A 14,827-nucleotide genomic window follows, 5' to 3' on the forward strand; every position below is an offset into this window, starting at 1 on the left:
CCGAGATGGCCACGCACGACCCCGCCCCGCACACCGCCGCACCCCGACCGGGTGCGGGAAACCCGGGGCACGCGGCCGGTCCCGTCCCTGTCCCCGGCGACCCGACCGCCCTGCAGACACTCCGCGCCCTGGACGCGAGCCCGCGCGGACTGACCGGCGCCGAGGCCGAGAAGCGGCTGGTCCGGTACGGGCCGAACACCCTGCCCGCAGCCCGGCCCGTCTCCTGGCCGGCCCGGTTCCGGCACAGCCTGCGCGACCCCTTCACCGCCGTCCTGTTCTGCCTCGGGATCGTCTCCGCCCTGGTGGCCGCGTGGGGCACCGCCTGCGTCATCCTCGCCCTGGTGGGCGTCAGTTGCGCCCTGCGCGCGCACGGCGAGTACCGTGCCGACCGGGCCGGGGACGGGCTGCGAGACCTCGTCGCGGGGACCGCGAGCGTGCAGCGCCGGGCGACCGCCGGGGCCGAGCCCCAGGTGCGCGAGATCCCAGTCGACGACCTGGTGCCGGGCGACGTGGTCCGGCTCGCGCCGGGCGACCTCGTCCCCGCCGACCTGCGGCTGCTGCGGGCCCACGGACTGACGGTGCAACAGGCGGCGCTGACCGGGGAGTCGGCGCCCGTGGCCAAGCGACCGGTGGACGCGCCGGACGGCGGCGACACCGGCCACCTGTGCTTCCAGGGCAGCGGCGTCGCCTCCGGCAGCGGCACCGGAGTCGTGGTGGCGACCGGGGCGGACACCCGGTTCGCCGCGGTGCGCGGCACGGGGCAGCGGCGTACGGCGAGCGCCTTCGACCGCAGCGTGCACGGCATCTCCTGGATGCTGATCCGCTTCATGCTGATCACGCCGCCGCTGGTGCTGATGGCGAACGCCGCGCTGCGCGGCCGTGGCCTGGAGACGCTGCCGTTCGCCGTCGCCGTGGCCGTCGGCCTGACCCCCGAGATACTGCCGGTCATCGTCACCACCTGCCTGGGCCGCGCCGCGTCCTTGCTCGCCCGCACGCACGGCGTCATCGTGCGCCGCCTCCCGGCCCTGCACGACCTCGGCGCCGTCGACGTCCTGTGCGTCGACAAGACCGGCACCCTCACCCGCGACGAGCCCGTCGTCGACCCCGCCCGCACCAACCCCGACGCCCTGCACTGGGCGGGCGCCTGCGCCTGGTGGACGCTCCAGACCGCCGAACTCGCCGACCCCGACCCGCTGGACGAGGCCCTCCTCGCCGCCACCGGCCCCGAGGACTGGGACGCGTACGACGGCGTCGACGCGCTGCCCTTCGATCCCGTACGCCGCCTCGCCACCGCCGTCGTCCGCGAACCCGGCGCGCTCGGCACGCACACCCTCGCCGTGAAGGGCGCCGTGCCGGAGGTCCTGGAACGCTGCGCGATCAGCGACGAGGAGCGGGCCGGACTGCTGAAGCGCGCCGCCGAGCTCGCCGCCGACGGGGTCCGCCTGCTGGCCGTGGCCACCGCCCAGCGCACGGCCCGCACCCGCGCCTACCGCCCGGCCGACGAACGCGGCCTGGTCTTCCGCGGCTTCGTCGCCTTCCACGATGCCCTCGCGGACACCGCGCAGGACGCCGTACGCGCCCTCACCGGGCAGGGCGTCACGGTCAAGGTGCTCACCGGCGACCACCCGGCCACGGCGGCCCGTGCCTGCCGCGACCTCGGCATCGACCCCGGCGACGTCCGTACGGGCGAACAGCTCGCGGACCTCACCGACGCGCAACTCTCCGCGCTGGCCGCCCGCACCACCGTGTTCGCCCGCTGCACCCCCGCCGACAAGGCCCGCGTCGTCACCGCGCTGCGCGCCCACGGGCACACCACCGGCTTCCTCGGCGACGGCGTCAACGACCTGCCCGCGCTGCGCGCCGCCGACGTCGGCGTCTGCCCGCGCGACGGCGTCGACGTGGCGCGCCGGAGCGCGGACGTGGTGCTCGCCGAGAAGGACCTCACGGCGATCGGGCACGCCGTCGTCGCGGGCCGCCACTCCAGCGCCAACATCGCCTCGTACCTGCGCATCACGCTCTCCTCGAACCTGGGCAACGTGATCGCGATGCTCGTGGCCGGGCTGATGCTGCCGTTCCTGCCGATGCTCCCGGCGCAGGTCCTCGTCCAGAACCTGTGCTTCGACGCCGCCCAACTGGCGCTCGCGTACGACCAGCCGGACCCGGCGGCGCTGCGCCGCCCCACGGTGCTGCGCCCGCGCGCCTTCCTGCGGTCCCTGACCGGCTTCGGCGCCCTGGGCGCGCTCGCCGACCTCGCCACCTTCGGGGTCCTCGCCCTGTGCCTGCCCGGAGCGCTCGGCCCGGAGGACCAGGCCGGCTTCCACGCCGGATGGTTCACCGAGAACCTGCTCACCCAGGCCCTCGTCATGCTCCTGCTGCGCACCGGCCGCCACACCGCCGAGGGCCGCACGCCGGGACCGGTGCGCCGGGCGGCCACCGGCCTCGCGGTCATCGGCATCGCCGTGCCGCTGACGCCCCTCGGCCCGCTCCTGGGCCTCACGTCGCTGCCCGCCCTCTACTACCCGCTGCTCGCGGCGGTGCTTGCGCTGTACGCGTCCGCGCTCCTCGTCCTGCGCGGGCGGGCCCGCGCGGTTCACCCGTAGGACAGGTTCGAGCAGATGTCCTCGTCGGCCGACCGCGCGCCGTCCGCCACGCTGGAGGGCACGGCCGTCGGAGTCGCGGAGGCGGTCGCGCCGGCCGCGTCGGGGGAGTGGTCGGCGCCGACGACGACGCTGATGCCGGAGTCGCCGCTCGCGGTGAGCCCGGCGCCGGGGAAGAGGCCGGCGAGGGTCTCGGCGTCGTCCTTCTGCCCGGGACCGTAGGTGATCGTCGTGGTGGCCGGGCCGCGGGTGGCGGCGTTGCCGGTGCCGGTGACGGTGAAGCCGTGCGCGGTGAGGCCGGCGGCGACCTCGGCGGCGAGGCCACGCGTGGTGGTGCCGTTGTAGACGGCGACGGAAATGCCGTGGCCGGACACCTCGGCGCCGGCACTCGCCGGGGGAGACGCGGAGGCGGCGGCCCGGCCGGCCTTCTTCCCGCCGGCGTTCTTGCCGTCGAGGGTGCGGTCGTCCTTGAGCGCCGCCCACAGGGCATCGGCGTCGGGCTGGACGACGGCGACGCGGTTGCCCTGGTAGCGCCAGGGGATGGTGACGAACTTGGTGTTGTGCAGGTCGACGTTCTTGAGGGACATCGCGAACTTCAGCAGTTTGTCCGCGGAGCCGAGCCCCGGGTCCACGGTCATCGACGCGGTCGCGGCGTCGGCGAGCGGCAGCAGCTTGGTGGGCGTGAAGCCGTCGTCCTTGATCTTCGCGACGAGGCTGGAGACGAAGGCCTGCTGGCGCTTGATGCGGCCGATGTCGGAGCCGTCACCGATGCCGTGCCGGATACGGACGTAGTCGAGGGCCCTCTGCCCGGAGACGGTCTGCTCGCCCTCCTTGAAGAGGCGTTTGCCCTGTGTGGCGCGGTGCGGGTTCAGGTCGTTCTGGTAGACGTCGTTCGGCAGGCAGACCTTCACGCCGCCGACGACGTCGGTGAGTTCGGAGAAGCCCTTGAAGTCGACGACGACCGTGTGGTCGACGCGCAGTCCGGTCAGTTCCTCCACGGTGTTCTGCGTGCAGGCGGGGTTGCCCTCGGCCGTCTCGCCCGTCGAATAGGCCGAGTTGAACATCACGTCGGTCCGTGTCGCGCTCCACGAGCCGTCGGGGAGCTTGCACGGCGGGACGGTCACCAGGGTGTCGCGGGGTATGGAGACGCCGATGGCGTGCCGGTGGTCGGCGTAGACGTGCAGCAGGAACGCGGTGTCGGAGCGGCCGACGTCGTTCTTGTCGCCGCCGCCCAGATCGCTGTTGCCGCCGGTGCGGGCGTCGGTGCCGATGACGAGGACGTTCTCGCCCTTCGACGCGTCGGCGTCGGGCCGGTTCTTGGACACCCCGTCCGCGCCGAACGTGTCGATGCTGCCGTTGAGCCTCAGGTACAGCCAGCCCGCGCCGGCCGTGATCAGGAGGAGGAACGACACTCCGGTGACGAGCGCGATCCGGAGCCGGCCGCGCCGGGGGCGGCGCCTGTTCGGTGCGGCACGGCGGCGCGCGGGCTTCGCCCTGCGCCGGGTGCGCCCGGCCGGCGTCTCGGGGGTCTGCGACATGTACGGGCCTTCATCCTGTGCGTCTTACGAGGGGAGACGGCCGACGCCACCTCAAGGTTGTACGGTTGCGCAATGTAGCAAGTACTGCTGAGAGTGCGGTCCGTCCGCCGCGCCCCAGTGCGAGCGTCACGACGAGAGGTGGACCGCATGTTCCGCAACGCCATCGAGCCCTGGCACCTGTTGATCCTGGGCCTGGTGATCATCCTGCTCTTCGGATCGAAGAAGCTGCCCGACACCGCCCGCTCCCTGGGCAAGTCGCTGCGCATCCTCAAGAGTGAGACCAAGGCCATGAAGGAGGAGGGCGAGCGGCCGGCGGAGCCCGCCGGGGACGGCGCCGACGGGCAGCCGGCACCCGGACTCGCTCCGGCGGCCCCCGACCGGTCGGCCGCCGCCCGCTCGGCGACCGAGCCCGGCGCCACCCGCTGAGCGCCTGTGCCGCGCGCCGTCACGGGCTCGCCCCGTCGAACCCGTAGCGCAGCGGCTTTTCCTGTACGCGCAGGTCGCGCCGGTGGACGTACAGGCCTCGGCCCACGAACCCTCCGGATCGGTTGCCTCCTCCAGGTCGCAGGGCCGGGTGATCTGGAGGGGTTCATGGCCGTCGCTTCGGGCACGTTCGCCCTCCCTGGGTTCGCTGGGTTCGTGTGAGGGCGATGCGGTCAGGTGGCGTCGGGGTCGAAGCCGGCCCGCGGGCGCTCGGGAGCCGACTCCGGCTTCGCGGGGCCGACGGTGGTGTCCGCCGGTTCGCGCCGGGGGTCGAGAGCGTCCCGGATCTCGCCGAGCTCGCGGCCGAGGCTGTCGTCGCCGTCCAGGACGTGTTTGCGCACGAAGGTCTTCGGGTGCAGGTCGCGGACGTCGAAGTCCTGGAATTCCGGGCCGAGTTCGGAGCGGATCTCCTGCTGGGCGTCCTCGGAGAACTCGCGGATCCTGCGCACCGTCCGGGCCGCGTTCTGCAGGAACTCGGGCAGCTTGTCCGGCCCGAACAGGAGGAGGCCGAGCGCGGCGATCGTGATCAGCTCCATGAGGCCCACGTCCGAGAACATCCGGTACTCCTTGCGTGGCGGCGGGCGTGGTGGCGGTGCGGCTCCCTGCCGCACATGATGCTTTAGTTATTGCGCAATCAATGGAACCATTGTCGTGGCGCGCACGTTGTCCCGGGTGACAGCACGCCGTGAACGACGGCTCGAACGTATGGAGGTAGCAGCGGTGGGAGTTTCCCTGGGCAAGGGCGGCAACGTGTCCCTGAGCAAGGAGGCGCCGGGACTGACGGCAGTCCTGGTGGGCCTGGGCTGGGACGTGCGGACCACGACGGGCGCCGACTACGACCTCGACGCGAGCGCCCTGCTGTGCGACGCGTCCGGCAAGGTGCTCTCGGACCGGCACTTCGTCTTCTACAACAACCTGACCAGCCCGGACGGCTCGGTCGAGCACACCGGTGACAACCTGACCGGTGAGGGCGAGGGCGACGACGAGAGCGTGAAGGTGAACCTGGCGGCCGTGCCCGCCGAGGTCGACAAGATCGTCTTCCCGGTCTCGATCCATGACGCCGAGGCGCGCGGCCAGAGCTTCGGCCAGGTCCGCAACGCGTTCATCCGCGTCGTGAACCAGGCGGGCGGCACCGAGATCGCCCGCTACGACCTGTCCGAGGATGCCTCCACCGAGACGGCGATGGTCTTCGGCGAGCTGTACCGGCACGGCGCGGAGTGGAAGTTCCGCGCGGTCGGCCAGGGCTACGCGTCCGGACTGCGGGGAATCGCCCAGGACTTCGGCGTGCAGGTCTGACCCACTCGCACCGAGGCCCGCCGCCCGAGGGCGAGGCGGCGGGCCGATCCGCCCGTTCCCCTGCTGTTCGGCGGCGATGAACAGCAGGTCCGTCGGCTCTGGTTCGACTACGCTGCCGGAGCTGGCACACGTGAACGAAGGACGCAGATGGCTCGCCCTTACCGCCCCGGACCGAAACAGTTCGTCTTCGCTGTCGGTGACGGCAACGACCAACAGGTCTCCGTGGGCGACCCTCAGGAAGCCTACGTGGCGTTCTCCGCGTTCTTCCGTGATCGGGACTCCGACACCTACACCATCAACGATGAACCGGCGGGGCAGAGTTTGGTACTCATGCCCCGGCAAGGTGTGATCTCGCGGATCAAGGATGCGGACCGATCCCGGTCGGAATACCTCCAGGTCGACAGGGGCAACCGCTACCTCCCGAGCGCGATGCTGTTCTTCGAGAACGGATATGCCGGCCTCGACCGCTTCGGCCAGTGGTTCCCCGACCTCGCCGACCTCGACGCGTCACCGGAGACCCGCGGTGCCGCCCGCGCCGCCACGTTCACGACGGAAGCGGCGGCGATCGAGGAAGTCGCTCGCATCTGGGGAGACTCGGGCATCGTGGATCCGAGCGACCAGTACTACGTCTTCTTCGTCTCGCACGGTGTCGACGACGACCGGGCCGAACGAGCCGAACTGCTCACGTTGATCGAGTTCCTCGGTATCGAACGAGTCGACGCCCCGGCCGAGGCCGCCGGGGGCGAAGTCTGGGTGCGCACCGACACACGCCTCGACGTCGCATGTGCACGGTGGGCGTGAACAGTCGGTGCGGGGTGGGGGTACGGCATCGTCGTGATGCCGGCCGTTGCCGTTGCCGTTGCCGCTGTGGGGAAGGCTCGCGTCCATGAGAGACATCGTTTTCACGCGCCGAAGCGGCTGGATCCCGAACGTGATCCGCGAGGACGGCGGGCTGAAGCTGATGCTCGGTGCCGGGGCCGACGCCAACCACGATCCCCGCACGTTCACGTTCCCGATCGGCGAAGCCCATCTTGCGGTGATCCAGGAGGACTTGGCCCGACACCTGCTGCTGTGGAGTGCGGTCCTTCCGCTGTGCGACGCCGCCGGGACCCGGGGCCGCCTCGACGAGAACGCCGCCGTCGCGCTCCTGGACCCGATCCTCCTCGGTGCGCCCGCGGACGTCGACGCGCTCTTCCGGCGCATCCGATGGGACAGGAGCCGGCTCGTCGCCCACGGGGCCGACATCGGTCCGCTGGAGCGCGGTCAGGTGTACGCGGCGATGCGCACGGCGACAGAGACGTCGAACGGGAAACGAGCCCAGGAGTACCACGCGGAGCGTCGTCGCGCCGAGCGCGGAGCGGTACTCGGCCCGCTCGACGCCGCGATTCTGAGGTACACCGGCCAGTATCTGCACGGCGCGACGGTTCCGCGGCGGAAGCCCGATGCCGTCGACCCCGCGCTGCTGCCCGAGGTCATGCGGGTGATCGCCACTGCGGAGCAGGCGTGCGCCGGGATGCGGATCGGCCGCGATCCACGACGGGGAGAGCGCGCCACGGACCGGCGCGACTGGGATCGGATGGAGACGACGGTCCAAGCGGCCGTGCGCCGTGCACACCCTGGACTCGCCGATGACGCGGTGCGTACCGTGAGCTTCCTGATGTGCTCGGAGGCCGCGGACCGCTCCAGGAACACGCCCCTGGAGGATGACGAGGAGGCCGCGGGCCACGGCGCCGACTTCGGCGGGAGCGCGAGCAAGACGGTCCTGTCGTTCACCGACGACAAGGGTGCCGAGAAGAAGTGGCTGCGGGACGGCCCCCGCACCGCCGACGCGGAGTTCTGGGAGTTCGTCGGCGAGCGCTCCGCCGCGGACAACGAAGTGTTCACCATCGAGGACGAGGAGATGGGCGAAGGGATCCAGCTCCACTTCTACGCGGACTCCATCGCCCGGATCACGACGCTGCGCGAGGGCGAAGGCGGCTCGGATCCGGAGTACCGGGTCGAGTACAGCCTGGTCGACGGGATCGGCGGGTACCGGAACCTGGTGAGCGCCTTCGTCCGCGGCGGCTGCGCCGCACTCGGACAGCACGGTCCCTGGATGTCGGATGTCGCCGAGTTCGAGCGCGCGCGCCGACGACGCGACGCCCGGCGCTGAAATCCCCCTCGCGGCAGGCGACCTGACACGGCATCAGAACAGCCTGCCGGGACGTGAGATGCGCAGGGTGGTCGGCCCCGGACGTCCAACGACCGGATCAGGCCCGGAGTTTGTGCTTCAGGTCGCCGGGCAGGTGTGTCAGCCACACCGTCGATGGGCGTGAGCCCCGAAGGAGAAACGGCCTATGCCGAAGCGCGAACCGGTCACCAGGAACCCCGACAAGGGCTATGTAGCGCTTCTCGGCTGGAGTCTCAACGCGGTGGAGGCCCTCGACCGGTTCGACAGAAGATACGTCGTCGTGGCCCCGGAGTGGGCCGAGGAGTACTGCGTCGAGCACGACATCCCGTACGTGCCGTGGAATTTCGAGCGGCTCAACGACCGCTCCATGGAGATCGCCGAGACCCTTCAGAACGAGGGCGTCGACGTCGCGATCCCGCTGTACGAGGAAACGGTCGAATGGGCAGGGGCGATCAACTCCGTCCTCCTCGGCAATCCGCGTCTGTACGGTCAGGCCATGCTGCTGCGCGACAAGGCGCTGATGAAGCGCCGCGCCCAACTCGGCGGTATCCGGGTGGGAATCTTCGAGGAGGCCCACGACCGGGACGACGTGATCCGCTTCCTCAAGCGCGTCAACCAGACGCTGCTCAAGCTGGACGGCGACCCGAACGACCCGATCCACCTCAAGGCGTTCGACAAGGCGGGATGCCTCGGGCACCGCGTCATCCGCACCCCGGACGAGATCGACATGATTCCGGAGGAGGAGTTCCCGGTCCTCATGGAATCCCATCTCGACGGCTGGGAGTTCGCGGTCGAGGCGTGGGTGCACAACGGGAAGATCAAGTTCCTCAACATCTCCGAATACGTCACGCTGGGATATTCGGTGTTCGTGCCGGCGACCCCGGAACTGGAGCGTTACCGCCCCCAGATCACGGCGCAGATCGAGAAACTCATCAAGACGTTCGACATCGAGTTCGGCTTCGTGCATCCCGAGTATTTCGTCACCAGTGACGGTGAGATGTACTTCGGCGAAGTCGCGTACCGGCCACCGGGCTTCAAGGTGTTCGAACTGCTTGAGCGGGCGTACGGGTTCAATGCCTACCATGGGCTGGTTCTGGCCTTCGATCCCAAGACGACCGAGGACGAGATCGACGCCTTCTTCCCGCGAGAGGTCGTCGACGCGTCCGGGGTCGCCGGCTGCTTCGGTGTCTACCCGCGGCGCCGTGTCGTCAGCGAGCTGGAGATCCCGGAGGAGACGGAGGACGACGACTACTACGAGTCGCACGACCTCTCGACACCGCTCGAGGAGACCGTCACCAAGAGGACCGCGTTCGGCACCCACTGGGGCCTGGTGTACTTCTTCGGCGACGATCCCTACCGCATGCGCGACCTGTTGAAAAGGCAGGAAGAGCTCGACTTCTACGTCTGACGCGACCCGTGGACGCAGGAGGCCAACCCGAGGGAAACCCTTTGAAACCGACCGTCGACGTCAGCGGTGGGGCCACGACGCTGGACAAGCGCGCGGCCTCACTCGACGACGCCATCCAGGCCATGGCCGAGACCCGCGACTTCGGCAAGTACACGAAGCTGCGGCGGGTCCTGGAAGCACTGCGACGGGTGCTCGGACAGCCGGGCGGCGCCGCGGCGGTCCAGTCCAGGGCGCAGGCACTTGAGGAAGCCGGCCTCTTCCAGGGGACGGACTGGGCCTCACCGGAGATCCTTCTCCCGGCCCTGGCCGGACCTGGGCTGCACAGCGGGGACGCGGACACCGTCGTCATGGAGGCGACCAGTGAGCTGCGGATGCTCGCCGTCGCCCGCGGCGACTTCGCGCACCCGACGCTGCCCGCCGAGGACGCCCGCCAGTTCCTGTCCCAGGTACTGGCCATGAACCTGGAGCTGCTGTTCAACCCGCCGAGCGAGGCGGAGCGGACCCAGCAGGGCCGGACCGCACAGCTCGTCCGGGACCTGTTCCGCCACCTCGCCGACGAGATCGGTTACGACAGCGTCCTGGACAAGCTGGTGGACGAGATCTGGCGGATCCTGCGCCAGCGTCCGATCCAGGTCGAGGCGGTGCAGGCCCTGATCACCCGGATCGCGGTCTACCGCAACGACCCGGACATCGCTCTCGGCGTGACGTCGGGGCAGGGCGTCGACCGGCTCATCACGAGCCTGTTCGGGACCACCGAGGCGTGCCGGGAGGACCCGGGCATCGACGTCTTCCGCTCCCGGCTGGAGGCGATGGACGCCGGCGGCCTGCAGTACGAGGCGACGGGGTTCGCGCGGGCGATGCACGACACCGGCCTGGTGTCGCCCTACCACGCCGAGCTGCTCCGGTTCCTCCTGAGCGAGAGCGAGCACCTCTACCTCGTCGGCGAGGCGCTCGGCCTCTCCGACACCGGCCGGAACTGCCTGCTGCGCTACAGCCAACTGGTGCACCGGCTGATCGAGGTGGCCGTGCACCCGCAGACCGCGCAGTGCGTCTACGGGCTGGCGCTGCTGCTCGACCGCGGCATCCTGTACGAGCCGCCGGTGGTGCCCGCGCTCTGGCGCCAACTGGCGCTCGAACTCTCCCCGGTCGCCCGCGAGCGGCTGACGACGGTGTTCGGCGAGACGCCGGGCCCGCGGGCGCGGCTCGTCGCGGGAGTGCTCTCCATGCTGGGCCTGCCGCTCGGTGTCGGTCAGGGCGACAACCCCACCTGCCAGTCGGCCCGCGCGCTGTCGATGTGGGCCTACAACGACCCGGACTACCTGCTGCAAGTGGTGGTCTGGGCCGCCCGCGACGACGAGATCCTCATGCACTTCGAGGGCCTGCCGATCTCGTCGAAGGACAGCGAGGCCGGAGTCGCGACCACGCTGCCGACGGACCTGGACCCCGTGTCGCTGCTCGTGGTGCCCCACCTGGACCGGATCTACGCCGAGATGGGGCGGCGCTGCGTCGAGCGGCCGGGGGACCCGCACCGCTGGGTCAACCCCGAGTTCCACGGCTGGTGGACGGCCCGCGGGTTCCACATCAACGTCGACGTCGCGACCGGGAACCTGGTCGACCTCGACGACTTCCTGCGGCAGTTCCACGCCAGTTATCACCCGTCCTACAACGGCGAGCAGCCGCTGATCCATCCGCAGCCGGCTGGCGTCGCCGTCACCGACAGCGCGGCCCGCTACGTCGGCTGGCACGCGATCACGATCCTGCGGGTCGCGCCGGACCCGCAGGACGTCATGCGGGTGTATTTCTTCAACCCGAACAACGACAGCGGCCAGGACTGGGGCGACGGCGTCGTCGTCTCCACCGCGGGCAACGGCGAGCGCTTCGGCGAGGCCTCACTGCCGTTCGACCAGTTCGCCTCGCGGCTCTACATCTTCCACGCCGACCCGCTCGAGCACGGTGAACCGGAGCGGGTACCCGCCGAGGACGTCGCGCGGATCATCGCCTACATCGAGCGCAGCTGGGGCAGCGACCGGCTCCCCGCGGGGACGCTCCAGGCCCTCGAAGGACCCACGAGCCGATGAACGCGGCGCGTAACGGGCGGCTGCTTCGTCCTCGGTCCCCGGCGCAGCGTTTCAGAGCCAGTCCCGCCGCTTGAAAATCACGTACAGACTGACGCAGACCACGCCCATCAGCCCGATCGCGAACGGATACCCGAAGCTCCAGCCCAGCTCCGGCATGTTCTCGAAGTTCATGCCGTAGATGGTGCCGACCAGCGTCGGCGCGAACAGGATCGCCGCCCAGCTGGAGATCTTCTTGAAGTTGTCTACCGCACCCCGTTGACCAGGACGTTTGGGCTACGGAGGTGGTCCGACCTGGGGCTATGCCTCTTTTCAGGTCTTTCGGGCTCGTTCAGTTTTGTGCAGCCGATTCTCCCCGGGCGCTCCCCGCGGGGCTCAATTCTCCCCAGATTCTCCCCAGCAGGCTTGCCCGATAGGGGACGTGTCGTGAGGGTTCGGGGACTGGTGCCTGGTCACTTTACGTACTGGCTTGGCCTCGATGTGCTCATAGGACGGCGTTGGCCGCAGGGTCGTTACCCACCATGAGCAGGTGCGGGGTGAGGGAGCCAACCATGTGGGTGGTCGGCCCATATTTCCGACTGGGCGCAAGGCTTGATTCTGTCAGTTCACGAGCGGCTCGCCTTGGCACCCTCTCTACTTGCTTGTCACCCTCGGTGCGGGCTGCGCCCCTCGTATTCGCCTGCATGAGGTACAGAGGGTGATGTTCCGGCTGCCCTGAGCGGGGGCTGGGTGGTCTTCGCTCTGGCTGAGTCGTGCTCTATCTGGGGCGTCTCCGGCCTGGTGCCATGGCAGAGGCGGCGGGCGGGCATCGGGGGCAGGGGGCGTCGCGTGGGCACATCCACACGCTGGGAGGGACCAAAGGGCGGCCGGTGGGCCGCCGCCGGCGGACGGCTGGCGCGCTGGCCGCGTGCCTCGCGGGATGCAGATCAGCAGCTGGATGAGATCGCCGCGGACTATTTGCGGGCCTTGCAAGAAACCCTCCGCGCTGACCCGTCGGCGTTCGGGCTGTACGAAACGGCGTGCGCGGCCGGCGAGCGGCTCGCCGGAGCGCTCGGTTCGTTGGCCCAGGAGGGAGCGCGGTCTGAGAACGCACTGATCGCCCGGCTGGTCTCGGAAGTCGGAGGCGACGGCGGCACGTTGGCCGACGCGGCGGTGCGCAGGGGGTTGGTGGCAGCGGCCCGTGATGTTCGGGGCAGTCACCCTGAATTGGATGACGTCATGGGTGCTGGAGGCGGCTTCGCCTGGGACATCCTTTGCGATCTCTATCAGGTGTTCTTCGCTGACCTGGTGGGAGAGTTCCTGCGGTCCGTGGTCGCCGAGCACGTCCAGCTGGCTGTGCCGGTTCTCGTCGTGGCAGATCCGGAGGGGAGGATCGCCGGCTGGGTTGCCGAGAAGGTGGTGGACCTGGTTCCGAATCCCTGTGAGGAGTCCGCCGAGGCGACGGAGCTCGCGCAGGCGGTCGGCACCGCTGAGTCGGTGATGGGCATGGCACAGGATCCGGCAGCCGTACTCCCGAAGGTAGCCGAGAAGCTGGTGCCTGGAGCCGTCGGCAAGGTGCTCGGTCTGATCACTGAAGAGGCCGTCAGTGGTGAGGGGGCTGCCGCATGACTACGGGATCCGAGGCCGCCCTGTGGTGGCGGGGGCACCGCGGGGATCTGCCTCGTGCGGGCCGCTGGACCGAGATCGGCGAAGAGTCCTTCCGGGAGAACGAACACCGGATCACGGGGCTGCACCGATTGCCGGGCCAAGTTCCTGACTGGGCCGAGGACTTGTTCCGTGTGGCCAGGGCCGCTTTCATCGCCGACAAGTACACGCGGCGGAACGATGCACGCGATCGATGGACCCGCAGTATTCGTCTCTCCGTCCCCGTCGCGGCGTACGAGAGGTGGCAGAGCGCAGGCGCCGGGCTCGCCGCGCTCCTGCAGCTGGTTACGGCGGATCTCTGGAGCGTGGAGTTCCGCCCCCTTGTAGGCCATCACGTGCAGGAGGCGATGCCAGATTCAGGGGACGAACATGCCGGCGAAGTGGCCCTCTTTTCCGGCGGATTGGATTCCTTGAGCTGGGCAGCTGTTCGTGCGCAGGCCAATCCCTCCATTCCGATGCTGCTCGTGATGTTTGGTGAGGGCAACAAGCTGGCGGGACTTCAACGCCGCGTGTACGAATCCGTCAACCGATTGCCCGGTGCGCGGCCGCTGATGCTGCTTGAGATGAGTCAGACCCCACACGGCGACGGGTCCGGACGGCGGTTGGAGAGCTCGTCCCGCACACGTGGCCTGCTCTATGTGGCGGGAGCTGTTCGTGCTGCGGCCGCCCATGGCGTGGACACCGTTCATGTACCTGAGAATGGGCAGCTTTCCCTCAACCCGCCATTGACGCCAGCACGTTCTGCGGCCTGTTCCACGCGTTCCGTTCATCCGTTGACGCTGGCGCGCCTGAACGCGCTGATGGGTGCTGTCGCGAGCCCTCGGCGGGCGGTTCAGGTGGTCAATCCCTGGGAGCGGATGACAAAAGGGGAGGTATGCAAGGCTGGGAGCGATGCGGGTCTTTCCCCGGCAGACCTGGAAGCCACGCTCAGTTGCGGCAAGTCGCCCACAAAATGGTGCGGCGGGCCGCCTAATTGCGGGGTGTGCTTTCCCTGCCTGGTGCGTCGCTCCGGGATGCTGCACGCGCACGGTGCCGACGGCACCGCTTACCAGGACGAGCCGTGGGCGACCGGCATTTCTGTGGAGCGCAGAAGGAACTGGCGAGCCCTGCAGCAATGGCTGTTGGGTCCGTACACCCTCGGCGATGTTCTCACCGACACTCCGCTGCCGCCGGACATCGATCCGGTGGCAGCATTCGACCTGGTCATGCGTGGGCGGGGCGAACTGGTGCGGCTGCTGGCCATGGCAGATGAGGATGCCGCGGCAGTGGCGTAGGCGGGTGCTGACCTTCCGGGTGGGTGTGACGACTTGGGGTTTGCCCCCGTTTGCGCACACCCGTCGTCACCACCATGGCCACCCTCGAAGCGGCCCGCCGCCTGCGCACCGACCATCCGGGGGTCGGCATCGTCGTCATCTCCGACCGCGGCAACGGCTTCGCCCTGGAACTCCTGCGCGGCGGCGCCTCACGGATCGCCTACCTCCTGGACGACCGGATTCCGGGCATCGACACCGTGCTCGGCGCGCTGCGGGACATCCGTGCCGGCCAGACCGTGCTGGACCCGAGCATCGTGGACTCCCTGGTGACGCGCCGGGACGGCATCGCCATCGACGACCTGA

Annotated in this window: 11 protein-coding genes and 2 pseudogenes; 10 read left to right on the top strand and 3 right to left on the bottom strand. The window is 69.9% G+C overall.

What is annotated here, in order from left to right; all coding sequences use genetic code 11:
* The first annotated feature begins 5 nt into the window (after positions 1-5).
* Complete coding sequence (gene mgtA / locus B072_RS0140605; protein ID WP_078506767.1) at positions 6-2,600, top strand: magnesium-translocating P-type ATPase; 2,595 nt, start codon at positions 6-8, stop codon at positions 2,598-2,600.
* Here the strand turns inward: mgtA and B072_RS0140610 are convergent.
* Complete coding sequence (locus B072_RS0140610) at positions 2,591-4,135, bottom strand: LCP family protein (RefSeq protein WP_018535746.1); 1,545 nt, start codon at positions 4,133-4,135, stop codon at positions 2,591-2,593. The two genes, mgtA and B072_RS0140610, sit on opposite strands and share 10 nt — an antisense overlap.
* Positions 4,136-4,282: 147 nt before the next feature.
* Between B072_RS0140610 and tatA the strand changes: the two genes are divergently transcribed.
* A complete protein-coding gene (gene tatA / locus B072_RS0140615) occupies positions 4,283-4,561 on the top strand; it encodes a Sec-independent protein translocase subunit TatA (RefSeq protein ID WP_026246855.1) in 279 nt (92 codons plus the stop codon).
* Between the two features lie 230 nt (positions 4,562-4,791).
* Here the strand turns inward: tatA and B072_RS0140620 are convergent, their stop codons facing one another.
* Complete coding sequence (locus B072_RS0140620; RefSeq protein WP_018535748.1) at positions 4,792-5,175, bottom strand: sec-independent translocase; 384 nt, start codon at positions 5,173-5,175, stop codon at positions 4,792-4,794.
* 163 nt (positions 5,176-5,338) lie between these two features.
* On the opposite strand from B072_RS0140620, the gene B072_RS0140625 reads away from it, so the two are divergent.
* The 5 genes from B072_RS0140625 to B072_RS0140645 all read left to right on the top strand — a co-directional run bounded on the left by B072_RS0140625 (position 5,339) and on the right by B072_RS0140645 (position 11,570).
* Entirely contained in the window at positions 5,339-5,914 is a 576-nt protein-coding gene (locus tag B072_RS0140625) for a TerD family protein (protein ID WP_018535749.1), read from the top strand.
* A gap of 246 nt (positions 5,915-6,160) precedes the next feature.
* Positions 6,161-6,715, top strand: coding sequence for a hypothetical protein (locus tag B072_RS0140630; protein ID WP_420707619.1), 555 nt, complete (start codon positions 6,161-6,163; stop codon positions 6,713-6,715).
* A gap of 85 nt (positions 6,716-6,800) precedes the next feature.
* On the top strand, positions 6,801-8,066 hold the full coding sequence (locus B072_RS0140635) for a DUF6357 family protein (RefSeq protein WP_018535751.1): 1,266 nt from the start codon (positions 6,801-6,803) through the stop codon (positions 8,064-8,066).
* Between the two features lie 184 nt (positions 8,067-8,250).
* Positions 8,251-9,492, top strand: coding sequence for an ATP-grasp domain-containing protein (locus B072_RS0140640; RefSeq protein WP_018535752.1), 1,242 nt, complete (start codon positions 8,251-8,253; stop codon positions 9,490-9,492).
* A gap of 41 nt (positions 9,493-9,533) precedes the next feature.
* Positions 9,534-11,570 carry a hypothetical protein gene (locus B072_RS0140645; protein ID WP_018535753.1) on the top strand — a complete coding sequence of 679 codons (2,037 nt, stop codon included), beginning with the start codon at positions 9,534-9,536 and terminating at the stop codon, positions 11,568-11,570.
* 51 nt (positions 11,571-11,621) lie between these two features.
* On the opposite strand, the pseudogene B072_RS47195 reads toward B072_RS0140645, so the two are convergent.
* Positions 11,622-11,813: pseudogene (locus B072_RS47195) on the bottom strand (CorA family divalent cation transporter); the annotation flags it as partial.
* Positions 11,814-12,395: 582 nt separating this feature from the next.
* Between B072_RS47195 and B072_RS0140655 the strand changes: the two are divergent.
* The 3 genes and pseudogenes from B072_RS0140655 to B072_RS45155 all read left to right on the top strand — a co-directional run.
* The gene (locus B072_RS0140655; protein WP_158689300.1) at positions 12,396-13,175 is read left to right on the top strand and encodes a hypothetical protein; all 780 of its coding nucleotides are present in this window, start codon (positions 12,396-12,398) and stop codon (positions 13,173-13,175) included.
* Positions 13,172-14,485 (top strand): 7-cyano-7-deazaguanine synthase, encoded by a 1,314-nt coding sequence (locus B072_RS48485; RefSeq protein WP_158689301.1) that lies wholly within the window; start codon positions 13,172-13,174, stop codon positions 14,483-14,485. Before B072_RS0140655 ends, B072_RS48485 begins: the two co-directional genes overlap by 4 nt.
* Positions 14,486-14,559: 74 nt before the next feature.
* Positions 14,560-14,827: pseudogene (locus B072_RS45155) on the top strand (response regulator transcription factor); the annotation flags it as partial.

Origin of the sequence: Streptomyces sp. HmicA12 (assembly GCF_000373565.1) — a bacterium.
Lineage (GTDB): Bacteria > Actinomycetota > Actinomycetes > Streptomycetales > Streptomycetaceae > Streptomyces.

Bases quoted from the DNA above. Each gene is read 5' to 3' on its own strand.
- B072_RS0140610 (WP_018535746.1), bottom strand. From the start codon at position 4,135: ATGTCGCAGACCCCCGAGACGCCGGCCGGGCGCACCCGGCGCAGGGCG.
- B072_RS0140620 (WP_018535748.1), bottom strand. From the start codon at position 5,175: ATGTTCTCGGACGTGGGCCTCATGGAGCTGATCACGATCGCCGCGCTC.
- tatA (WP_026246855.1), top strand. From the start codon at position 4,283: ATGTTCCGCAACGCCATCGAGCCCTGGCACCTGTTGATCCTGGGCCTG.
- B072_RS48485 (WP_158689301.1), top strand. From the start codon at position 13,172: ATGACTACGGGATCCGAGGCCGCCCTGTGGTGGCGGGGGCACCGCGGG.
- B072_RS0140635 (WP_018535751.1), top strand. From the start codon at position 6,801: ATGAGAGACATCGTTTTCACGCGCCGAAGCGGCTGGATCCCGAACGTG.
- B072_RS0140640 (WP_018535752.1), top strand. From the start codon at position 8,251: ATGCCGAAGCGCGAACCGGTCACCAGGAACCCCGACAAGGGCTATGTA.
- mgtA (WP_078506767.1), top strand. From the start codon at position 6: ATGGCCACGCACGACCCCGCCCCGCACACCGCCGCACCCCGACCGGGT.